The following is a 23,076-nucleotide window of genomic DNA, read 5'->3' on the forward strand; positions in this document are numbered from 1 at the left end:
AACCCCAAATTCTTAATTATTGTATCCCTAAATCATTGTAGCTTTTGAGTACTATCTTACCTTCCTTCCTTTATCGTAAGGGGAGCGGAAATCCAATTCTTTTAAAACAGCCGCACTCTTTGCGAGAAGGTCCCTTTTTAATAAATCATCCAAAAAAACGACATAACCGTGAATTATCTCCATTTTCTATTAACATTTTAATTGTGTGTGATATAATACTTTCGATATATAAGGAGGGATGTCCAATGTCTTCGATGATGAAAATGTGGGTTTCATTTGCTTCCATGGGCTTTATGATATTTGCGATATTATCTATTTATGTAAGCAGATATAAATTGAAAAAAGGCTTTTTCCGCTTTGTTACCGCACTAATAGCTTATGTTCTTATGATTACCGGCGGATTGATGATGGCGTATATTGTGTTAAGCGGTCCTACGAACTAGAAATGTTAATTATGAATTTAATGTAACTGATAAGAAGCAATTTAAGTATTGTTTCAATCAACAGATGAAGTTATGCTTGAAGGATGTGTTACTTTGAAGAAAATTACCGCCGCACTTCTGATGGTGCTGACAGTGTCGCTTCTGACAGGCTGCCTGTATCCCCAGGAGCAGCTGCAGCAGAATCAGCTGCCTTATGACGATCAAATTGCAGCCGTACAGTCTGCTGTCGAAAAGTATCAATCAGAAAACAGCGGGATCCTGCCTATTAAAACAAAGGACCAGGACACACCCATTTATATAAAATATCCTATTGAATTTAACAAACTGAAAGGGCCGTATCTTTCCGAGGTTCCTGGAAATGCCTTTGAAAATGGAGGAGTCTTTCAATATGTCTTGATTGACGTGGAAGAAAAACCGACGGTAAAGATATTTGACTTGAGAATTGCAGAAAAAATCCGCGAGATCAATATCAGGATCCGTTCAGCCGGTTACCCTCCATTCAAAGAGAGTATTGCGGACAATGTTTATACACTTGATTATTCCCAAATTGGTTATGATGAAGAGCCATTTGTCGTAAGCCCTTACTCTAAGCAGAATCTTCCGCTTCTAATCAGCGGCAGCGGGGAAATTTTTGTGGATTATACAAATGATTTGAACATTAAGCTTCAGGAGCAAGAGTATAATCTGGAAAAAGGAGAGGATATCCGTTCAATACTGACGGAAGACTCCGCTTTCGTCCCGGCTTACTCGCCCCCGTATACCATAAATGATAAAAATGAACCGGTCTTTATGACGAAATAGGCATAACCCCTTACTTGCAAAATATATTTGTAAGGAAAGGGGTTTTTTCATTTTTGTTTTCCCATTTCTGATCTGCCATTTTCTTGTCTCCGCCATTTATTTTCCCATTTTAGTAATAAGGAGGCAAAAAAAACATATTAATAGTCATAAGTAATTGGGACAACATCATAAATATAAATTGTCCAAACAGCTAACCGGATGAAACATCCCTGGAAGATAAAGATTGGAGGGAATCTCTTGGAAAAAGTAGATCTGTTTAAAGACATTGCAGAAAGAACCGGCGGAGATATTTACCTAGGTGTTGTAGGAGCCGTTCGAACCGGGAAATCGACATTCATCAAGAAATTCATGGAACTAGTCGTCCTTCCTAATATTTCAAGTGAGTCAGAGCGGGCACGAGCACAAGACGAACTGCCTCAAAGTGCAGCTGGCAGAACAATCATGACAACGGAACCTAAATTCGTTCCAAATCAAGCGGTTTCTGTTCACGTGGATGAGGGCTTGGATGTTAATATCCGATTGGTTGATTGTGTAGGCTATACAGTCCCTGGAGCTAAAGGCTATGAAGACGAGAATGGGCCTAGAATGATAAATACACCTTGGTATGAGGAACCGATCCCATTTCATGAAGCAGCTGAAATTGGCACAAGGAAGGTCATTCAGGAGCACTCTACAATCGGTGTGGTTGTCACGACAGACGGCTCCATTGGCGAGATTCCTAGAAGTGATTACCTGGTTGCTGAAGAAAGAGTGATTGAGGAACTGAAGGAAGTCGGAAAGCCTTTTATCATGGTGATTAACTCCGTCAAACCTCATGCCGCTGAGACAGAGGATCTCCGGATTCAACTTCAAGAAAAGTATGATATTCCTGTACTTGCTATGAGCGTTGAGAGTATGAGAGATTCAGATGTTCTGAATGTACTGCGCGAGGCATTGTATGAGTTCCCTGTGCTTGAAGTGAATGTTAATCTTCCAAGCTGGGTAATGGTGCTGAACGAGGATCACTGGCTTCGTGAAAATTATCAGGAAGCAGTAAAAGAAACGGTCAAAGATATTAAACGCTTAAGAGATGTCGACCGTGTTGTCCATTACTTCAGTGAATTTGAGTATATTGAAAGAGCCGGCCTGGCTGGAATTGAAATGGGTCAAGGTGTTGCGGAAATCGACTTATATGCGCCTGATGAACTATACGATGAAGTGCTGAAAGAAATAGTCGGCGTTGAGATTCGCGGAAAAGATCACCTGCTGGAACTGATGCAGGACTTTGCTCATGCGAAGCGTGAATATGACCAAGTAGCAGATGCGTTAAAAATGGTAAAACAAACGGGATACGGCATTGCAGCTCCTTCGCTGGCCGATATGAGCCTGGATGAGCCGGAAATCATCCGTCAAGGGTCCCGCTTTGGTGTCAGTTTAAAAGCAGTGGCTCCGTCCATCCACATGATCAAGGTCGATGTGCAGTCCAAATTCGAACCTATCATCGGCACTGAAAAACAAAGCGAGGAGCTTGTAAGATACCTGATGCAGGACTTTGAAGATGACCCGCTTTCCATCTGGAATTCTGATATCTTTGGAAGAAGCTTAAGTTCAATCGTCAGGGAGGGAATACAGGCTAAATTGTCCTTAATGCCTGAAAATGCACGATATAAATTGAAGGATACGCTGGAAAGAATCATCAATGAAGGTTCTGGCGGCCTGATCGCAATCATCTTGTAGGAGGCTCTCTTTTAGAGAGTCTTTTTTTTGTTGCTATTCTATACTAATTTTAACCCTAACACAAAGATGAAATCTGGCAATGCCATAAGAAAAGAGCTGCTCTTCCCCGTATAAAGTTTAAACTCTTAGTATCCGGGGACGTCCGAGAGCAACAATATTTGCGAAAACAGCCTGTTGTATTGTTTTTAATGAGATTCGCCAATAATTAGTTCAGTCTTTCTTACCGCACAATGAAGCTGCCTGGTCAGTCTTCTTTTACTAATGTTTTTCGTAACTTTGTAGTATTTGTTAGTAGCGCTATAAAGAGCGAAAGACCTTTGTATTCGTAAGGGAGACGGCTTTTGAGATTTTTCCGAAAACCGCTCTTTACTAAAGAAACGTGCTTATGAAATCTGCATTATCTTCGCTTCCTTCAACAAATTTCATTGCGTAAATCACCGCAATTACTCTAGAAAATAGTACAGAACGGAGTTGGCCAGGCAGCCTTGTATAATAAAAATAGTTCCCGGATTTGCTTTATTAAGAAATTAGCTGTCCTTGCAACCCCTTCTATAAAAGGTTTTTCTCTATAAATTTTTACTCTAAACGTTAAAATAACAGTAAAATTCGTTCTTTAAAAAGAATTCGCGGTCCGGAAAAGAAAAGATTCCCATTATTTCTTGGATTATTCTTGCTAACCTTATTTTTATATGATAATCTTTTAACAGAATTGATGTCGAACATTGATTCTACAACGTTTTTTGCGGTTTTTGTTCTCGCTGATGTATAGAAACCGAAAAATATGTTCACTAATGTAACAAGACAGTTATATGAATCATGACTGAGACATTTCCTTTGGGAGGAGGTGAATGGCATGAACAAGACAGAACTAATTAATGCTGTTGCAGAAGCTGCTGAGCTATCCAAGAAAGACGCTACAAAAGCAGTTGATGCCGTTTTTGAAAGTATTCAAAACGCACTGGCAAATGGTGATAAAGTACAATTAATCGGTTTTGGTAACTTCGAAGTACGCGAACGCGCTGCACGTAAAGGACGCAACCCGCAAACTGGAGAAGAGATCGAAATCTCAGCTAGCAAAGTACCTGCATTCAAACCAGGTAAAGCGCTTAAAGATGCAGTAAAATAATTACATACTTTAAAGCGTAAAAAGAGCCGCGCACAATGCGGCTCTTTTTTTGAATTTATTTTAAAATGGGAAGACTGCATAAAGAAAATGGTATATGGCGGGATTACACTTTTTGGAGGTAATAGTGCCATGTGCTACTATTACCTTTATAATGTTAAGGATAGACCATTGGGAAGAAGTACAGGTTTTGTCCCTTTCCTATTACTCACCGCAATGCTAAAGAAGTCTGATAGGATGATGAATGAAGAGTGTTTCTAAGTTGAAACACCGATTCTTCGAAATAGTTTGATACAATAATCATCAAGAATATAAGAAACCCTTTATAAATTGGTTTCAAAACCATGAAACAGGAGTGAAGAGAATGGCTAATAACCAAACAGATTATATTGTGATTAAAGCAATCGAAGATGGGGTCAACGTGATAGGCTTGACCAGGGGAACGGATACTAAATTTCACCATTCCGAAAAGCTTGATAGAGGCGAAGTAATGATAGCTCAATTCACTGAGCATACTTCCGCCATCAAAGTTCGTGGCAAAGCAAAAATCATCACAAGTAACGGGGAAATCGAGAGTGAAATGAAAGAAAAGTAATCCTTTCCACCTGAACATATTCAGCGGCAGAACCAGCCCAATCGTACTGCTGCTTTTTTTACTTTTTAGGAATTATAAAATCACCATCTGTGGTTAAGTTATAGCTGTAATATCGACACCCCTCGGGGTCAAGTAACCCTCAGAGAAATTTTTCGCTTTGGAACATTTGCCTGTTGGGGCTGTTCAAGGCGATTGCGCTTTTGATCCGTCCAGCTTTCTCAAACTGCTGGCTATTGGTCCTGCATTCATTTTTCATCATATGCAGAGCCTGCCGCCGCCAAAACGAACCATGAAGCACTTTGAAATCTTCAATGGGCATCCCAGTTGAGAGAGGCAGCGGCCGTGTGAACTCATGGCCGGAGATAATGTATTCGCCCGGTATAGCTTATTATGTTATAATATTTGTTGCTGAAACGACTAAGTAGATACATATACGAAATGGGGATTTGGGTTTATGAAACGTTTGGACTGTTTTCATCTTGAAGCATCAATAAAACACTATGTGGAAGAGAAATTATCTTACTCTTATTTGCAAAAGTATATTGATTCTCCTCAAATTGATGAAGACAGGATCAGCTTTTTGCTCGTTCCATTTCTACAAGATGGCTATCAGCTCGAGGAAAAGGAGATCATCCGTGTCATCTCGACTGTGATGCTGATCCAAATAGGACTCGATACCCATGAAAAGGTTTCTAACTCACCAACCGATTCCTTGAAGGAAAGACAATTGACTGTTCTGGCTGGAGTTTATTTCAGCGGCCAGTATTATAAAATTCTTTCTGATCTGGAAAATGTAAGCCTGATCAATCAACTGGCAAAAGCAATTAAAATGGTGAATGAAAGCAAAATTTCCCTATATAAACAAGAATATTCAACCATTCATGATATCATGGAAAGCATCAAGACAATTGAATCGGCTGTAATTACAAGCTTCCTTGGACACTATGGGTCATCACGATGCAATGAACTTGTGAGCGAGGTATTGTTTTTAAGAAGGCTGCTGTATGAAAAAAGCAACTTGAAATCCGGAATGATGACGGCAGTGCACCCGTCCGTGAGATCCGCATTGCTGCTTCAGGGTACTCTCCCATCAGTAAGGGGAAGCGTTAATGAGCAGCTGGAAGAAATCTTCACAGAGTATATTGATGAATCGGGTGAAAAGATTGCCGTACTGCTGAGGAACCAGCCATTGGAAGGCCTGAGGGTGGAAAGCCGGATACACTCGCTGCTCAAACTGACCAGGCCGGATACGAAAATTTTTGCGGAAGAGGGTTAATGGATGAACCAGTCAAAGGAACAGAGAGTTCATACCGTTTTTGAAAAAATTTACGGAAATTATGACAAAATGAACTCCCTTATAAGTTTCCAACAACATAAAAGATGGCGGAAAGATACAATGAAGCGGATGGCCGTTGAAAAAGGGAGTTCCGCACTTGATGTTTGCTGCGGTACTGCCGATTGGACGCTGGCACTGGCAGATGCTGTCGGAGAAACAGGAATGGTAAAAGGATTGGACTTCAGTAAAAATATGTTAAAAATCGGGGAAGAAAAGGTTCGTGATTCCAACATGGACCAAATTGAATTGATCCATGGCAATGCGATGGAACTTCCCTTTGAGGATAACTCTTTTGACTATGTCACAATCGGCTTCGGACTCAGGAATGTCCCTGACTACCTGCATGTGCTTAAAGAAATGAACCGGGTGCTCAAACCTGGCGGCATGGCTGTGTGCCTGGAAACGTCTCAGCCAACCATGTTTGGCTACCGTCAGGCTTACTATTTTTATTTTCAGTTCCTGATGCCTTTGTTCGGCAAAGTGTTTGCTAAAAGCTATAGTGAATATTCCTGGCTGCAGGAATCTGCTAAAGATTTTCCTGGAATGGAGGAGCTCTCCGGCATGTTCCGTGAAGCAGGTTTTGATAATGTGGCTTGCAAGCCATATACCGGCGGGGTAGCAGCAATGCATATGGGGTTCAAGAAGAAATAATCAATAGAAAATTTAAATCTGGGTGGAAATGAAATGAAGTTTAAAATGATATATTCGTTTCTGAAAGCGGATATCGACCTCATTGAAAAAGAATTAAAGCAGGCTATCGATTCCCGCTCGCCTCTTTTAAACGAAGCATCACTTCACTTGGTGGAGGCGGGCGGCAAACGCATCCGCCCTGTTTTTGTTTTGTTGTCTGCCAAGTTCGGCAGATATGACATTCACAGCATCAAAAATGTAGCGGTTGCCTTGGAACTCATTCACAGTGCATCTCTTGTCCATGATGATGTAATTGATGATGCGGATTTAAGAAGAGGGAGACCGACGATTAAGTCTCAGTGGGATAACAGGACGGCGATGTATACAGGGGATTATATATTCGCCCGCTCATTGGAATATATGACGAAAATCCAAAATGAAGATGCTCATAAAATCCTTTCTAATGCAATCGTCGAATTGACAGTCGGGGAAATTGAGCAGATCAAGGATAAGTACCGTTTTGACCAGGATCTGAAGGATTACCTCAGAAGAATAAAGAGGAAAACAGCTTTGCTGATAGCGGTCAGCTGCCAGCTTGGAGCCATTTCAGCGGGTGCGCCTCCTCACATACATAAAAAGTTATACAGATTTGGATACAATGTGGGGATGTCCTTTCAAATCACAGATGATATTCTGGATTTCACAGCCAGTGAGGAAGAGCTTGGGAAGCCTGCCGGAAGTGATCTTCTCCAGGGGAATATTACACTTCCGGTTTTGTTTGCGATGCAGGAACCTTGGTTGAAAGAAAAAATTATCAGAGTCGATGAAACTGCAGATCAGGAGTATTTAACTTCTGTTATTGAGGATATCAAGAGGTGCGGAGCGATAGAACAATCTCATGAACTCAGTTCACGCTATTTGAAGAAGGCTTTGAAAGAGCTTGAAGGCCTCCCGAAGAACGGGGCAAACAAAACGCTGAGAGACATCGCCAATTTCATCGGCAGGCGGAAATTTTAGAAAATTTCAAATGGAAACGTTGCCAAAATGTGAAATCAATGATACCATTTTTTGTGGGAAATGAAATAGAGACCCATACATACATACTTAGGAGTGGAGAAAAATGGAAAAAACATTTTTGATGGTAAAGCCTGACGGCGTACAACGCGGTTTAATTGCTGAATTTGTTTCTCGTTTTGAAAAAAAAGGCTTCCAACTTGCTGGTGCCAAGTTGATGAGCATTTCTAAAGAATTGGCTGAAGAACATTACGGTGAACATAAAGAGCGTCCATTCTTCGGAGAGCTTGTGGACTTTATCACTTCTGGTCCTGTATTCGCTATGGTATGGCAAGGAGAGAACGTCATCACTACAGCTCGTACAATGATGGGTGCTACCAACCCGAAAGATGCTGCTCCGGGAACTATTCGTGGTGATTTCGGAATCACTGTAGGGAAAAACGTCATTCACGGATCTGACTCTGTTGAAAGTGCAGAAAGAGAAATCGGTTTGTTCTTCAAAGAAGAAGAGTTGGTTGAGTACTCTAAATTAATGAATGAGTGGATCTACTAATATCCATTTGATAGAAGCTTTCCTTTCATAAGAGAGTATATGGATAGGAGAGAATAAACAAAAAGCCTGATTTGGGAGATATCTTCCTGGATCAGGCTTTTTACATAGTGTAAAGATTTCAGAAGGCTCAGTATAAAAAATTGTGGTTTAAACAGTGCCTTTCTTACCGCTAGGGAACTGCAGGAGGAGCGGAAATCTATGTGATTAGAAAAGCAGCAATTTTTGAGATCAGATAGAATATACGACCTATTATTTTTCTACAAATTCACCCTTTTCCTGAAAAATTCCGCTATACTAGAAAGGAACTTATTAACCATTGCTGGAGTGTATGCATGATGTATGATTATGGCCAATTTACTAAAGATATACATAAAAAAACAGGCATTGACCTTTCCTTATATAAAGAAGCCCAAATGAAGAGAAGGCTCACCTCTCTCTATGAAAAAAAGGGTTTTTCTGATTTCAAGGATTTTTATAAAGGAATAGATTCGGATACGCCGCTGCTACATGAATTTCTCGACAGGATGACCATCAATGTTACTGAATTTTACCGAAATGAAAAAAGATGGTCGGTTTTGCAGGAGAAGATCTTTCCAAGGCTTCTGTCACAGAATAATAGATTGAAGATCTGGAGTGCTGCCTGCTCAACAGGTGAAGAACCATATACGATAGCCATGGTGCTTTCCAACTACCTGCCTCTTTCAGAGATTTCGATAAAGGCTACAGATTTAGATGATAATGCAATTGCAAAAGCTAAACTTGGCGTTTATCCAGAACGCTCATTGAATGAAGTACCAGCTCCTATTAAGCAGAAATACTTCTCGAAAAGCGGCGACTTTTATAATGTATCTCCCCAGATTAAATCAAGGGTCGCGTTCAAGAAGCATAACCTTCTCTCTGATTACTATGAAACCAATCATGATTTAATCGTTTGCCGAAATGTCATGATTTATTTTACTGAAGAAGCAAAGGAAGAAATATATCATAATTTCAGTTCAGCCCTGCGACCTGGCGGTGTGCTGTTTGTCGGTAGTACCGAGCAGATATTCAACCCTGCCAAATATGGATTAGAAACAGAAGATACTTTTTTTTATAGAAAAAAGTAAAGGGAGCGCCGGGCTTGAACGGCGTTTTTTTTGTTGTTACTGCTTAGGAAATAATTAATCAACCTCTGTGTACAACTTATAGCTATGTTTTTATCCGCATTCAGCGCCCGGCCAACTCATGGTCAAATAACCTCATGAGAATAGAAGGAAAGAGCGCATTTTGGCTGCATTAAACTTCATTTAAAGCAATGGAGTAGAGGCTGCCAATCGTGCTTTTAAACCGGTTATAGGGATAAAGGTTATAGCTTTGAATGCTAAACCCTTTGATGTAAAGAATCTTCGCTGGAGGCGTGCAGCCTTTTGAAGGACCAGCTGGGAAATCTATTACTTTCATAAGGCGCATTCTTTAGGAAAGGCTGTTTTCGTATATACTGTTGCTCTCGGATGTCCCCAAAAACTAAGATTTTTTTCTTCAGACAGGGGGAGTAGCTTTTTCTTTCTTACCAGGGTATTTTCTAATAAATGGGGATTTTTCGCAAAATTCATATTAAATAGCAGCAAAGCTACGAAAAAGCATTGGGAAAACAGCGTTCTATAAAGATTATCTTCTATGTATTCGATAGGAGAATGTGTTATATTGATACAAAATTATTTAAGATGGGAAGGGGAAAGACTGGATGAGATACTTAACAGCCGGAGAATCACATGGACCGCAATTAACAGCGATCCTTGAAGGAGTGCCTGCAGGGATGCCCCTTAGTGCTCAAGATATCAATAATGAGCTTGCGAGACGCCAGAAGGGTTACGGGCGCGGACGGAGGATGCAGATAGAAAAGGACCAGGTTAATATTGCCGGAGGTGTGAGGCATGGGATGACGCTGGGCTCTCCACTGGCACTATTAGTAGAAAACAAAGACTGGACTCATTGGACGAAAGTCATGGGAATTGAACCGATTTCTCCTGATGAGCAGGAGGAAGTCAAAAGGAAGATTACAAGACCGCGTCCCGGCCATGCCGATTTAAATGGCGGAATCAAGTACGGACATCGTGATCTCAGGAATGTACTTGAGAGATCCTCTGCAAGGGAAACGACAGTGAGAGTGGCGGCTGGAGCTGTAGCCAAAAAGCTGCTGAATGAGCTTGGAATCAAGGTGGCAGGACATGTTATGGAGATAGGAGGAATCATTGCCAATGATGTGTCCTATTCGTCTATTGAAGAATTAATCGAGAAAACAGAGAGTTCCCCAGTGCGCTGTTTGGACGATGAAGCAGCGGAAAAGATGATGGCCGCAATTGATTCTGCGAAGAAAGCTGGTGACTCTATTGGAGGAGTCGTTGAAGTCATTGTGGAAGGAATGCCTGCTGGGATAGGAAGCTATGTCCATTATGACCGCAAGCTTGATGCAAAAATCGCAATGGCGGTCATGAGCATAAATGCCTTTAAAGGAGTAGAGTTCGGTCTGGGGTTTGAAATGGCGAGAAAACCCGGAAGCGAAGTGCACGATGAGATTGCTTGGAGTGAAGAGCAGGGCTACTATCGCAAAACCAATCGGCTTGGAGGTTTCGAAGGAGGGATGACGACTGGTATGCCGATTGTTGTTAAAGGTGTAATGAAACCGATCCCCACCCTTTATAAGCCGTTGAAAAGTGTCGATATTGAAAGCAAGGAAGAGTTTACAGCAAGCATTGAACGTTCTGACAGCTGTGCAGTGCCCGCAGCCAGCGTCGTTGCAGAATCGGTTGTGGCATGGGAACTGGCAAATGCTATCACGGAACAATTCAACAGTGATCAATTTCAGCGGCTGAAGCATGATATAGCCGAATACCGCAAGCAGTCCAAGGATTATTAAGCTATGGATCTTTTGCAAATTGAAACAGAAACAAAACATTACCCTGTATACATAGGCAGCGGGATAATAGGCAAGCTTAAAGACTTCTTGACCAGTCAAGCGAAGCCTATATCGCATATAATGGTTATTGCTGATGAAAAAGTGTATGAATTACATGGTGATACGCTGAAAAATTCTCTGCCTTCATCCATTGATTATTCTGTATTCACTGTACCTTCAGGTGAAGAAGCCAAGACATTGAAGGTCTATGACGACTGCATGACATTTGCCATCGATAAGGGGCTGGACCGCCAGTCGTGCATCCTTGCATTTGGAGGCGGAGCCTGCGGGGATTTGGCTGGCTTTGTCGCAGCCACCTATATGAGGGGAGTGAGGTTTGTGGGACTTCCGACAACGATTCTTGCCCATGATAGTTCAGTAGGAGGCAAAGTGGCAGTCAATCACAGGCTGGGGAAGAATATGATTGGACAATTTTATCATCCTGAAGCCGTGTTTTATGAAACGGAATTCCTGAGAAGCCTCCCTTTAAAGGAGATCAGATCTGGTATGGCTGAGGTCATCAAGCATTCCTTAATATCGGACGAAGCTTTTTATAAGATGCTGAAAGCAAATCTTAAAACCTTAACTTCTATTGATCAAACATTTCTAATAAACTCCTTGAAACAAGGAATTGCCGTCAAGGCTGAAATAGTAGGACAGGATGAAAGAGAAAAAGGAATCAGAGCTTATTTGAATTTTGGACATACTTACGGACACTCCTTGGAAAACCTTGAGGGCTACAAAGGTATTTCCCATGGTGAAGCGGTTATGACTGGAATGATTTTTGCCCTTTTTCTCAGTGTGAAACACGCTGGATTACGGTTTGACCTTTCCGAATTCACCAGTTGGGTCAAGCAGGTGGGATATACATCTGAAGCTGCAGCTAAGCATTCATTTGATGAAATCTACGAAGTCATGACAAGAGACAAAAAAGCTGAAAATAAGATTCCTCAATTCGTCCTCCTGAGTGAAATCGGCAAGCCTCTTTTGAAAAGGATAAATAAGGAAGACCTGAAAGAAGCTCATGATTATGTGCTTGCTGTGGGGTGAATATTCAAAGGGAAGTTTATGATACATGCAGTAGGTTCTTGAGGTAGAATTCGTTATGTCGTCGTGTTAGAGAAGGTGCAGAAGGATAGCCACCCGGTTCTTTTTTGCCATGACTCTTATTCATCGTCCTCCTGGACCGCTTTACAGTCAATTCTATATAGATATTCACAGGAATTATGTGATAGTATTAATCTTGTAACGCTTTAACGTGATAACGCATTAGAGAATTGAAGGAAAAGGGTGGGTTCACAGTGAATTGGAAAAAACAAATACAGAACTTAAAAGCTTATCAGCCTGGCAAAACAATAGATGACGTCAAAAAATTATATGGGTTAAGCTCCATTGTAAAATTATCTTCAAATGAAAATCCGTTCGGTTTTTCTGCAAAGGTAGAAGAGTACTTGAAAAAGGCAGAGTTCACTTATTCCATTTATCCGGATGGTTACGCTAATATACTCAGAAATTCACTTTCTTCGCACCTTGGAGTATCAGAAAAACAAGTCATTCTTGGAAACGGTTCAGATGAAATTATTCAAATCATTGCAAGGGGGCTGCTGCAGCAGGGTGCGAATACTGTTATGGCAAGTCCGACTTTCCCTCAATACAAGCACAATGCTGTTATTGAAGGAGCGGAGGTAAGAGAGGTAGTATTGGATGAGTATGGCCGCCACAACCTTGATGAAATGCTTAGGGCTATTGATGAAAATACGACTGTTGTATGGCTTTGCAGTCCGAACAACCCGAGTGGGGAGTACATTTCAGAGAAGTCCTTGACTAACTTCCTGAACAGCGTCCCTCCTCATGTATTAACTGTGTTGGATGAAGCCTACTTTGAGTATGTGACCGCGGGCGATTATTATGATGCCATCAAGCTGATTCAAAAGTATCCGCGCCTTCTGGTCACAAGGACTTTTTCAAAAGCATATGGGCTGGCGGGTCTGCGTGTCGGCTACGGAATCGCCAATGAAGAAATCATCTCGAAACTTGAACCATTGCGTGAACCTTTCAATAATAATATTGTTGCTCAAGGAGCTGCCGCTGCTGCGCTTACAGATCAGGCGTTCATAGAGAGCTGCCGGCTTGAAAACAGAAAGGGCATGGAACAGTATTATGAACTATGCAGAGAGAAAGAACTGAAGTATTTCCCTTCGCAAGCCAACTTCATCGTGATCGATTTTGGAATTGATGGAGATGAAGTTTTTCAGCACTTATTAAGTAAGGGGTATATCGTCCGGTCCGGAAAGGCTCTGGGCTTTCCGACAGCCGTAAGAATAACGATAGGAACTCCTGTACAAAACCAAGGCTTACTGGAAGCAATCAGAGATTTCCTGAATACGGCTGACTAATATCTAGCAGGCACTTTGATAAACAAACAGAAAAAGAAGGTGAAACTCTTGAAAGGAACAGTTCTGGCAGCCGGACTAGGTTTAATCGGCGGTTCCCTTTGCATCAGCATCAAAAAAGCGCACCCTGACTGCACGATCATTGGATTTGACAGAAAGAAGGAAGAGCAGAAGCGGGCAAAGGAACTCGGAGTCATAGATGAAGAAGCTTGTTCTTTTGAAGAGGCAGCCGAAGCAGCTGACTTGATCATCTTAGCTGCACCAGTCAACGGAATCGTAAAGTTAATTGAGAAGCTGCAGAGCGTAAATTTGAAAGAAAATGTCTTGATAACAGACGCTGGCAGTGTGAAAAGTCCAATTATGAAAGCTTCTAAACAGCTGGCAGAGAAAGGAGCTGCCTTTATAGGCGGACACCCGATGGCGGGTTCGCATAAAAGCGGCGTGATAGCGGCTAAAGATCTTCTTTTTGAAAATGCTTATTATATTTTGACACCTGGAGACGGAACTTCCGAAGAGAAATCAGCAGAACTTCAAAGATGGCTTGAAGGAACAAGAGCGAAATTTCTTATACTTGATCCATCGGATCATGACGAGCTCACCGGGGTTGTCAGCCACTTCCCTCATTTGATTGCCTCATCCTTGGTCCACACGGCCATGAGCGCTGAAGATCAATTTCCTTATATCTCGAGGCTCGCCGCAGGAGGCTTTAAAGATACAACAAGAATTGCATCCGCAGATCCGCAGATGTGGAGTGATATTACACTGCAGAACAATCAGGTGCTTCTCAAACTCCTAAGAGAATGGAAGGAAAGTATGGATGTGCTCATTGAAAGAATTGAAGGAGAAGATAAAGAAAATGTGTTTCGTTTCTTTTCTGAGGCTAAAACATTCCGGGATGGACTTCCGGTGAAAAGCAAAGGAGCGATACCTGCTTTCTATGATTTGTATGTGGATATTCCAGACAATCCCGGAGTTATTGCAGAGATAACTGGCTTACTGGCAAAAGAACAGATCAGCCTCACTAACATAAGGGTTTTGGAAATGAGGGAAGACTCTGTGGGAAGGCTGGTAATCAGCTTCCAGAACAATACCGATCTTGAAAGAAGTAAAAAGGTCTTGATAGAAGAAACCAGTTTTGAAGTATTTTAAAACTTAAAACACATCGTTAACTAGGGAGGCTGTTATGGAATCTTCGAAAAAGTTAGCTTTTATGAGCAATGGGATTAAAGGGGAAATGAAGGTGCCCGGCGACAAGTCCATCTCCCATCGCTCTATTATGTTCGGAGCGATTGCCAGGGGCACAACGGTCATCCATAATTTTTTGAAAGCAGAAGATTGCATCAGTACGATGACCTGCTTTAAGCAAATGGGACTGGAAATAGAGGAAGAGGATAATAAGGTAATTGTCTACGGCAAAGGCTGGGAAGGCCTTAAAGAGCCTGAGGATATTCTAGATGTCGGAAATTCCGGTACGACCGCCAGACTGATGGCCGGTATGTTGGCAGGACGGCCGTTTCATTCTGTCATTGTGGGGGATGAATCCATTGCCAAGAGGCCTATGAAACGTGTCACAGGCCCCCTCAGTCTTTTCGGAGCAGATATAGCCGGCCGGAGAAATGGAGAATTCACCCCTTTGTCCATCAGGGGAGGAAAGCTTTCTCCTGTTGATTACCACCTTACAGTAGCAAGTGCGCAAGTGAAATCAGCCATGATCTTTGCAGCCCTTCAAGCAGATGGGATTTCGGCTATTAAGGAACCGGTTTCTACTCGTAATCATACCGAAACAATGATCAAAAAATTCGGCGGCGATATCAGCAATGAGAATGGCTTGATTACTGTGAGCGGTGGTCAGCAATTCAAAGGAACAGAAGTTAGAGTCCCTGGAGACATTTCTTCAGCCGCCTTCTTCCTTGTGGCAGCTGCAATAGTGCCTGGCAGTACATTGGTCCTGCAGGATGTTGGGCTTAATCCGACAAGAACAGGAATCATAACAGTGATGGAAAGAATGGGTGCGAATATTACGGTAGTAAAATCAAAAGAAAACAATGAATTTGAAGAGAGGGGTACCATTACGGTTGAAACTTCGTCACTAAGAGGAATTGAGATTGGTGGAGAAATTATCCCTTCACTGATAGATGAACTCCCTGTAATCGCCTTACTGGCTACGCAAGCAGAAGGGCGTACGATCATCAAAGATGCAGAAGAACTGAAAGTGAAAGAAACCAACCGGATTGATGCCATTGTCTCTCAATTGAAGGTCCTTGGAGCCGATATTGAAAGCACGGAGGATGGCATGATCATTAATGGAAAAACCGAATTATATGGCGGGACGGTTGATTCCATGGGAGATCATAGAATAGGCATGACGCTCGCTGTGGCAGCTTTGCTCAGCAAAGAAGAAGTCACCTTGAAAAATGCCGATGCCGTCAATATCTCTTTTCCTGCGTTTTATTCAGACCTTGCTTCATTGTCCATTACTTAGACTGTTTTCTCAAATAGTGTGGCTGTTGGAAAACCCTCAAGAGCCGGATTTTTCTCCGGATACTAAAGGTTTTCTATCTAATCGGGAAGAGCAGCTCTTAGGTTATTCAAGTAAATTTTGTTTATTTATTCAGAATTAGTATCAAATAGCAGCAAAGTTTACGTAAAGAGCCATTACTAAAATTCATCTCTGAAAGGTGTTTCTGTTCAAGGGTCGAACGGAGACGCCTTTTTCTTATATCAAAAATGTCCGGGGCAGATTGAATCTCTCGATTTCTTTTACAGGGTCTTCGATGTCTCTTGGAACTCCAGCAGACTATTTGTTCACTCCCTTCGTTTTCAAAAGGATATTAAGAGGAGCCGGGAATTTTTTGTATCTAAAACGCCGGATACCGTTTGGCCCCCCACTGAGGAATGTGTCTCTTGAGGAAACTAGCAGTGCATTTCCATAGGATAATAGAGAATCTAAATTATCAATAATTTGTCATCACTTTGCTCTTTTTCTCATAGCTTGTCTTAAGAGAAGAAGGGAGAGCTGGCGATGGCTTATATTATAGAAAATGTACCCTGTATTGAGTATGACCGGAGAAGAGATATCACCATGCTTATACAAGATAATAGAATTCGATCAATTAATTCAAACTTTAAACGTTATACTTTCCCGCGGATGAATGTTTCCCCTTTCTTGATGTCGCCTGTCCACGTTATGGCAGATCTTGAACTTCCTGATTTTTTAAAATTTGACCATTTCAAGTCGTATTTTACAACTGAATTCATTATGAAAGGGTGCACAACCCTGGTTACGTCATTTTCAATAGATTATCACTCGCAATTTGAAATGAATTTAAGACGCTTGAGGACTTCGCTGCTGAGCAGTCCAATAGATTATGTCATTGTCCTCCGGTGTAAAGCCAAGGTGATTACACCCGAACTTATCAGGAGGTTGAAGCGGAGTAAGATTCCTGCGGTTTTTATTGAATTTTCATCAGAAGAAGATCTAAGGAACATAGCGTGGGGATGGGTAAAAGAAGCCTCATATGGTTACCCGTTGGTTTTTTGTCCTCTTATTTCAACAGAAATCGACAAAAGGAAAAGAGACAGGTTAGTAAATTCATGGCAGGAAATCCTATCAGATCAAGGAGTTCCGCATATTCAGTCACCAATCTCCACCAAAAAGCCGCTGCCCCTGCAGATTTTGAAAAAAATTGGTATCTTTCCTCTTAAAGGGAATTTCATGGTGGGCGGAGAAATTAGTTATAACCTATATGAAAGCCCAGCCTCTGAAATAGTTGCCCATTGCCAATCATTTCTTTATGATAATCATATGTTAATTCTTACAGTAAACAAGGGTAAAGTACTTATGTCTAATGGAAGATGCTTCTTTCAGCCAGGGATCGGGGAAGAATTGATTATTAAAAATCCCGGCTATTTAACGTGATCATCTCTTGATATAATTTCTAATTAACCCTTCTATAAAAGTATTTGTAGAAGAAAGGATTTTTGATATGAACTATGCAGAAGAAATGCTGACATCACTGGAACAAGGAGACCTTGACAACGCTGCAAAACATTTCAAGCGGGTGAAGAATCTAGGTACTGATGAAGAGAAGTTTACACTTGCAGAAAATCTTTACCACTTAGGGTTTTTGCAAGAGACAAAAGAATTGCTCGAACTGCTTTTAGCAAGCTACCCTGGTGAAGGTGAGCTGATTGTGACCCTTGCGGAAGTCCTCGTTGAAATGGATGATGAGGAAGGTGCCCTTGAACTGCTTTCAGAAATGGGGGAAGGGGACCCTGACTATCCGAGGGCCTTGCTGCTACAAGCAGACTTGTATCAAATGCAGGGGCTTTTTGAAGTGAGTGAGCAAAAGCTGCTTCAGGCTAAGAAGATTCTCCCGGCAGAACCAGTGATTGATTTTGCGCTTGGCGAACTTTACCTTGAGATAGGAAAGTTTCTCGAAGCGATCCGGTCTTACGAAAATGTCCTTAAAGCTCAAAAGACGAATGTCGGCGGAGTGGATGTCCATCAAAGGATGGGTGAGGCTCTCAGTGCCGGGGGAGACTTTGAACAGGCACTGGATCATTACGAGAAGGCTCTTGATGAGCATTTGGAAATCAATACGCTGTTTGGCTATGCCTTTACAGCCTATCAAGCGGGGTACTATACCAAGGCGATAGAAAAATTGGAATCTGTGAAAGCACTGGATCCTGACTATAACTCGCTGTATCTGCTCCTGTCCAAGGCATACGAACACGAAGAGGAGCTTGATAAGAGTCTGGAAACAGTGAAAGAAGGGATTACTCATGACGAGTTCAACAAGGAACTTCTATTCCACGGAGGGAAAATTTCCTTGAAGCTCGGCATGGAAGAGGATGCTGAAAAATTCATGCGTGAATCCCTGGCGCTTGACCAGGGCTATATGGAAGCAGCTCTGACCTTGAACAAACTCTTCCTCCGTCAGGAAAGATACGAAGATGTTCTTGAAATCATTAAATTGATGGAGAGTGAAGGAGAGGAAGATCCCCAGCTTCATTGGGACGCAGCGGCAGCATATGAAAAAACAGAGGATTATAAAGAAGCATTAAAACAATACCGCCTTGCATATACTTTCTTTAAAGAACATCCAGACTTTCTTCAGGAATATGGATATTTCCTTATCGAAGAAGGAAAACGAGGAGAGGCCAGAGAAGTATTTAATGAATTGGTACAGAAAGACCCAACAAATGAAGAGTGGGCTATGATGATTGAAAGGTTGGAAGAATGACTGCCTGTATAACACTGCAGGACAAAATACGCAGAGGAGGGAAATGAATGAAGACCCCTGTATCTGTCAACGAGAAAAAGGATTTCATCCGGTGGTTCTTAAATCGTTACCAGCTGAAGAGACGTGAGTGTGTCTGGATTCTGAATTACCTTATGAGCCATGACCAGCTAATGAAAAAAGTTCATTTTGTTGAAGAAGCACAATATTGTCCAAGAGGGCTGGTCATGTCCACCCATTGTGTAGAGGAAGTACCGTTCAGGTTTTATAAAGAGAACATTATGACAACGGATGCTGAAAAATCTTTTCATGATATCAGGCTGAATAAGGATGAGGATATTTATATTCAGCTCAATTTCACTAAAGCCAATGCTTCATACCAGTATGCCGCGGTCCGTGAAGAAAATCCTTTCATGCCGAAATACTTGTTAATTAATGAGAAAGACAGGATTATAGCGGAGCAGTTTCTAAAATCAAGTATAGAAACCTATCAGAGACAGAAAATCCTCGATGCCATCGATGATGCTTTGGATAGAAATGATAAAAAGAAGTTCAGGGAATTGACTTCAAAATTAAAGAACTTGCCGGTTTGACCGTGGAGCTGACAATCTAACAGGATTGTCAGCTTTTTTGTGGGTCTTTAAAGGCATTGTAACTTATACTGCCGCTGCCGATTTTCGATTCACCGCCCGCCTCGTGGAGCCGTTTATTACTTTTCACTAGGCATAATCTTTGCGGGGGTATTACTTGAAAACACCTATTAATTTTAAAAAACACTGTGATATTTACACTTTTGGATTTCCCATGTTTCGTTAACCTTTCAAAGTCTTCTCTAAAGTGATATCATATTCCGCAAGAAGAACAAATAAGAGGTGTGGTATAGTGAATTGGAATGGAAAAGAAGTAGAAACTTATATGAAAGAGAAAAAGTATATAGATACAGCAATTATTCCGCTTCTTCCGCTTGGGTTCGATGAGGAAATGAAGACATCTGCTGTACAAGGAGAGTTCATTTCTTTATTAGCCATGCATCTGGAGCATCAATTTAAAGGCAGGCTGATGTTATTTCCTTCCTTTACATATCTTAAAAGCGAAGAAGAAGGCCTTGCAGAAAAGAGGCTGAAGCAATGGAGAGACACAATGATAGATTCAGGTTTTCAATATGTTTTCTTCCTGACTTCGGACAGCGATTGGAGATTCACCAGCGATGAACTTGAACGCAGCCTCATGTGGCTTCCTTCAATCCCGCTGGATAATATGGATGAGAAATATAAGCATTCAATCATGGATGATCAGGTTAAACAGCTCTTGAATGTCATCGTGAAAAAATGGCAGAGTGAAGGCTGATTGAAAAAAGTCACATTGTTGACATCTTTTTAAAGGACTGAGTTATTGACCTGATAGAGAGATTAATATATCATTATTATGTCCTAGTTTTATATTTGTGCGAAAAATGTCCATCGGACTGACCTTACGATAGAGGGGGGATAAGGATGAGCAAACAACGAGTATCTAGACGTCAATTCCTTAATTATACGCTTACTGGTGTAGGCGGTTTCATGGCTGCTGGAATGTTGATGCCAATGGTTCGATTTGCAGTGGATCCTGTTTTGAAAGCGGAAGCAGGTGGAGACTTCATTGCAACGAAGCAAAGAGTTGATGAAATAACAACTGAACCTGTGCGTGTGGATTACAGCTACGAGCAAGTCGATGCATGGTACACTTCTGACGTTACTCAGACGGCTTGGGTTTACAAAAATGAAAATGATGAAATCATTGCACTTTCACCTGTTTGTAAACACTTGGGATGTACAGTTAACTGGAATGGCGACAAGAACAATGAAAATATGTTCTACTGCCCATGCCATGGCGGTCTTTACAAGAAAAACGGGAACAATGTTCCTGGAACTCCGCCGGTATCACCGTTGGATGTATATCCAACACAAGTTAAAGACGGTATTCTGTACCTTGGGAAACCGGAAGCAAATAATTTAGTAAAGGAGGCGTAATCCGTGCTTAACAAAATGTATGATTGGGTTGATGAGCGTTTGGACATTACGCCTTTATGGCGGGATATCGCTGACCACGAAGTGCCTGAGCATGTTAACCCTGCACATCATTTCTCTGCATTTGTTTACTGCTTTGGCGGATTGACTTTCTTCGTGACAGTCATCCAAATTTTGTCTGGTATGTTCCTGACAATGTACTATGTTCCGGATATTCAAAATGCTTGGCAATCTGTTTATTATCTTCAAAATGAAGTAGCTTTCGGACAAATTGTCCGGGGTATGCACCACTGGGGAGCGAGTTTAGTTATTGTAATGATGTTTTTACATACACTGCGCGTCTTTTTCCAAGGAGCATACAAGAAACCTCGTGAATTGAACTGGGTTGTCGGAGTGCTTATCTTCTTCGTAATGCTTGGTCTTGGTTTCACAGGATACTTACTCCCATGGGATATGAAAGCGCTATTTGCGACTAAGGTCGGCTTGGAAATTGCGGCTGCGACTCCTTTCATCGGGGAACAAGTTAAAATCCTGCTTGCCGGTGATGCTTCGATCGTAGGAGCTCAGACTCTTACCCGTTTCTTTGCCATCCATGTGTTCTTCCTGCCTGCAGCATTGCTGGGATTAATGGGAGCTCACTTCCTGATGATCCGTAAACAAGGGATTTCAGGTCCGTTGTAAAATCTTAATACAATGAGGTTATTGATTCACTTTAACTAAAAAGGAGGGGACACTATGCATAGAGGGAAAGGGATGAAGTTCGTAGGCGATTCTCGTGTGCCTGCAGAACGTAAGCCTAATATTCCGAAAGATTATTCCGAGTTCCCGGGAAAAACGGAAGCCTTCTGGCCTAACTTCTTATTAAAAGAATGGTTGGTCGGAGCGGTATTCTTAATCGGTTATCTTTGTCTGACGGTCGCTCACCCATCACCGTTAGAACGTATTGCCGATCCAACGGATGCGGGATATATTCCATTACCAGACTGGTATTTCTTATTTCTTTATCAATTATTGAAGTATACTTATGCATCAGGTCCATATAATGTCATCGGTGCATTTGTAATTCCAGGGATTGCATTTGGAGCACTTCTTCTGGCTCCATTTATCGACCGTGGAGTTGAACGCCGCCCGGTGAAACGTCCATTTGCTACAGGATTTATGCTTCTGGCTCTTGCAGCGACTATATTCCTTACTTGGGAATCTGTCGTTAACCATGATTGGGATGCAGCTAAGAAGCAAGGGCAAATCGTAGCAGAAGTGGAAGTTGATACGGAGTCTGAAGGCTACCAGATTTATCAGGAAAACGGTTGTATCAACTGTCACGGCGATACACTTCAGGGTGGTTCGACTGCACCTTCACTAGCTAACTTAGAGCTTACCGAAGAAGAAATCGCTGATATCGCAGTGAACGGAAAGCCGCCGGGAATGCCTGCCGGGTTGTTTGAAGGTACTGACGAAGAACTTGAAACTCTTGCAGCATTCATCGCTGGACTTGAAAGTGAATAAAGACAAGAGATCCGGCTGATGCCGGATCTTTTTTTGAATGAAATAATGGGCATGACGGGAATGAAAAACTTCTCGCTTTTCCTTATAATGTTATACATAACTGTTTATAGTGATTATGGATATGAAAAGGAGAAAGTATGATTCAACTATATTCCTACTTAACACATAAATCATTTCTGGTCCTGCTGCTTGTTATCAATATACTGGGCACCATTTACGGATACATTTGGTATCTTCCTCAATTGGAAAGAACGGCTCCCCAGTTTATGATTTTTGTCCCGGACAGTCCTACAGCGAGTCTCTTCTTTTGTTTCGTGGTGGCGGCTTTATTAAGGGGGAAAAATTGGCCTCTAATGGAAGCTTTGGCAATTATAACTTTATTCAAATATGGTATTTGGGCGGTTGTCATGAATCTGCTGACATACGGGGTCACTGGTTACCTTTCGTGGGAAGGATATATGTTAATAGGTTCTCACTTTGCCATGGCAGTTCAGGGGATTCTTTACTCTCCGTATTACCGTGTAAGGATCTGGCATATTATTGCTGCTTCTATATGGACACTGCACAACGATATCATTGATTACGTATTCATGCAGTATCCCGTCTATTCGCAGCTTCATCTTTATATCAGCGAAATAGGATACTTTACATTCTGGTTGAGTTTATTTTCGATTCTTCTATGCTATTACTTTACACAAAGAGTGGAAAGACGCGTAATTCCACTGCAGTAATAGAATTTGGAGGTCTACTCTTGCCCTTGTCCTCATACACTTTATTAGTAG

At 41.7% G+C, this 23,076-nt stretch carries 23 protein-coding genes; all 23 read left to right on the plus strand.

The window, feature by feature from the left end; all coding sequences use genetic code 11:
- Window positions 1–254 precede the first annotated feature (254 nt).
- The 23 genes from FZC79_RS06170 (at window position 255) to FZC79_RS06285 (ending at window position 23,025) form a co-directional block, all read left to right on the plus strand.
- On the plus strand, window positions 255–443 hold the full coding sequence (locus tag FZC79_RS06170; RefSeq protein ID WP_397541115.1) for a DUF2768 domain-containing protein: 189 nt from the start codon (window positions 255–257) through the stop codon (window positions 441–443).
- A 93-nt stretch (window positions 444–536) separates the two neighbouring features.
- Entirely contained in the window at window positions 537–1,244 is a 708-nt protein-coding gene (locus FZC79_RS06175; protein ID WP_148945947.1) for a hypothetical protein, read from the plus strand.
- A 237-nt stretch (window positions 1,245–1,481) separates the two neighbouring features.
- Window positions 1,482–2,960 carry a stage IV sporulation protein A gene (spoIVA, locus tag FZC79_RS06180; RefSeq protein WP_148945948.1) on the plus strand — a complete coding sequence of 493 codons (1,479 nt, stop codon included), beginning with the start codon at window positions 1,482–1,484 and terminating at the stop codon, window positions 2,958–2,960.
- 853 nt (window positions 2,961–3,813) lie between these two features.
- The gene (locus FZC79_RS06185) at window positions 3,814–4,086 is read left to right on the plus strand and encodes an HU family DNA-binding protein (protein ID WP_113928653.1); all 273 of its coding nucleotides are present in this window, start codon (window positions 3,814–3,816) and stop codon (window positions 4,084–4,086) included.
- 361 nt (window positions 4,087–4,447) lie between these two features.
- On the plus strand, window positions 4,448–4,678 hold the full coding sequence (mtrB, locus tag FZC79_RS06190) for a trp RNA-binding attenuation protein MtrB (RefSeq protein WP_148938618.1): 231 nt from the start codon (window positions 4,448–4,450) through the stop codon (window positions 4,676–4,678).
- A gap of 454 nt (window positions 4,679–5,132) precedes the next feature.
- Window positions 5,133–5,954 carry a heptaprenyl diphosphate synthase component 1 gene (locus tag FZC79_RS06200; RefSeq protein WP_148945950.1) on the plus strand — a complete coding sequence of 274 codons (822 nt, stop codon included), beginning with the start codon at window positions 5,133–5,135 and terminating at the stop codon, window positions 5,952–5,954.
- 3 nt (window positions 5,955–5,957) lie between these two features.
- Window positions 5,958–6,665: a demethylmenaquinone methyltransferase gene (locus tag FZC79_RS06205; protein ID WP_148945951.1), complete on the plus strand. Its 708-nt coding sequence runs from the start codon at window positions 5,958–5,960 to the stop codon at window positions 6,663–6,665.
- A gap of 33 nt (window positions 6,666–6,698) precedes the next feature.
- Window positions 6,699–7,661, plus strand: a complete 963-nt coding sequence (gene hepT, locus FZC79_RS06210; protein ID WP_148945952.1) for a heptaprenyl diphosphate synthase component II — start codon at window positions 6,699–6,701, stop codon at window positions 7,659–7,661.
- Window positions 7,662–7,764: 103 nt separating this feature from the next.
- On the plus strand, window positions 7,765–8,211 hold the full coding sequence (gene ndk / locus FZC79_RS06215) for a nucleoside-diphosphate kinase (protein ID WP_148938614.1): 447 nt from the start codon (window positions 7,765–7,767) through the stop codon (window positions 8,209–8,211).
- Between the two features lie 335 nt (window positions 8,212–8,546).
- Entirely contained in the window at window positions 8,547–9,317 is a 771-nt protein-coding gene (locus FZC79_RS06220) for a CheR family methyltransferase (RefSeq protein WP_148946134.1), read from the plus strand.
- Window positions 9,318–9,934: 617 nt separating this feature from the next.
- Window positions 9,935–11,107, plus strand: coding sequence for a chorismate synthase (aroC, locus tag FZC79_RS06225; protein WP_148945953.1), 1,173 nt, complete (start codon window positions 9,935–9,937; stop codon window positions 11,105–11,107).
- A 3-nt stretch (window positions 11,108–11,110) separates the two neighbouring features.
- Complete coding sequence (aroB, locus tag FZC79_RS06230) at window positions 11,111–12,196, plus strand: 3-dehydroquinate synthase (protein ID WP_148945954.1); 1,086 nt, start codon at window positions 11,111–11,113, stop codon at window positions 12,194–12,196.
- A 251-nt stretch (window positions 12,197–12,447) separates the two neighbouring features.
- Window positions 12,448–13,542, plus strand: a complete 1,095-nt coding sequence (gene hisC, locus FZC79_RS06235; RefSeq protein WP_148945955.1) for a histidinol-phosphate transaminase — start codon at window positions 12,448–12,450, stop codon at window positions 13,540–13,542.
- A gap of 48 nt (window positions 13,543–13,590) precedes the next feature.
- Window positions 13,591–14,688 carry a prephenate dehydrogenase gene (locus tag FZC79_RS06240; protein WP_148945956.1) on the plus strand — a complete coding sequence of 366 codons (1,098 nt, stop codon included), beginning with the start codon at window positions 13,591–13,593 and terminating at the stop codon, window positions 14,686–14,688.
- A gap of 34 nt (window positions 14,689–14,722) precedes the next feature.
- Window positions 14,723–16,021 (plus strand): 3-phosphoshikimate 1-carboxyvinyltransferase, encoded by a 1,299-nt coding sequence (gene aroA / locus FZC79_RS06245; protein WP_148945957.1) that lies wholly within the window; start codon window positions 14,723–14,725, stop codon window positions 16,019–16,021.
- 540 nt (window positions 16,022–16,561) lie between these two features.
- The gene (locus FZC79_RS06250; protein ID WP_148945958.1) at window positions 16,562–17,458 is read left to right on the plus strand and encodes a hypothetical protein; all 897 of its coding nucleotides are present in this window, start codon (window positions 16,562–16,564) and stop codon (window positions 17,456–17,458) included.
- Between the two features lie 67 nt (window positions 17,459–17,525).
- Complete coding sequence (locus FZC79_RS06255; protein WP_148945959.1) at window positions 17,526–18,785, plus strand: tetratricopeptide repeat protein; 1,260 nt, start codon at window positions 17,526–17,528, stop codon at window positions 18,783–18,785.
- Between the two features lie 47 nt (window positions 18,786–18,832).
- Complete coding sequence (locus FZC79_RS06260) at window positions 18,833–19,375, plus strand: ReoY family proteolytic degradation factor (protein WP_148945960.1); 543 nt, start codon at window positions 18,833–18,835, stop codon at window positions 19,373–19,375.
- A gap of 289 nt (window positions 19,376–19,664) precedes the next feature.
- Window positions 19,665–20,129 carry a YpiF family protein gene (locus tag FZC79_RS06265; RefSeq protein WP_148945961.1) on the plus strand — a complete coding sequence of 155 codons (465 nt, stop codon included), beginning with the start codon at window positions 19,665–19,667 and terminating at the stop codon, window positions 20,127–20,129.
- 146 nt (window positions 20,130–20,275) lie between these two features.
- Entirely contained in the window at window positions 20,276–20,791 is a 516-nt protein-coding gene (locus FZC79_RS06270; protein ID WP_148945962.1) for a ubiquinol-cytochrome c reductase iron-sulfur subunit, read from the plus strand.
- A 3-nt stretch (window positions 20,792–20,794) separates the two neighbouring features.
- Window positions 20,795–21,469 (plus strand): menaquinol-cytochrome c reductase cytochrome b subunit, encoded by a 675-nt coding sequence (qcrB, locus tag FZC79_RS06275; RefSeq protein WP_113928639.1) that lies wholly within the window; start codon window positions 20,795–20,797, stop codon window positions 21,467–21,469.
- A gap of 54 nt (window positions 21,470–21,523) precedes the next feature.
- Window positions 21,524–22,294, plus strand: coding sequence for a menaquinol-cytochrome c reductase cytochrome b/c subunit (locus tag FZC79_RS06280; RefSeq protein WP_148945963.1), 771 nt, complete (start codon window positions 21,524–21,526; stop codon window positions 22,292–22,294).
- 137 nt (window positions 22,295–22,431) lie between these two features.
- The gene (locus FZC79_RS06285) at window positions 22,432–23,025 is read left to right on the plus strand and encodes a DUF1405 domain-containing protein (protein ID WP_148945964.1); all 594 of its coding nucleotides are present in this window, start codon (window positions 22,432–22,434) and stop codon (window positions 23,023–23,025) included.
- Window positions 23,026–23,076: the final 51 nt, after the last annotated feature.

This window comes from Rossellomorea vietnamensis, assembly GCF_008180615.1.
GTDB lineage: Bacteria > Bacillota > Bacilli > Bacillales > Bacillaceae_B > Rossellomorea > Rossellomorea vietnamensis_D.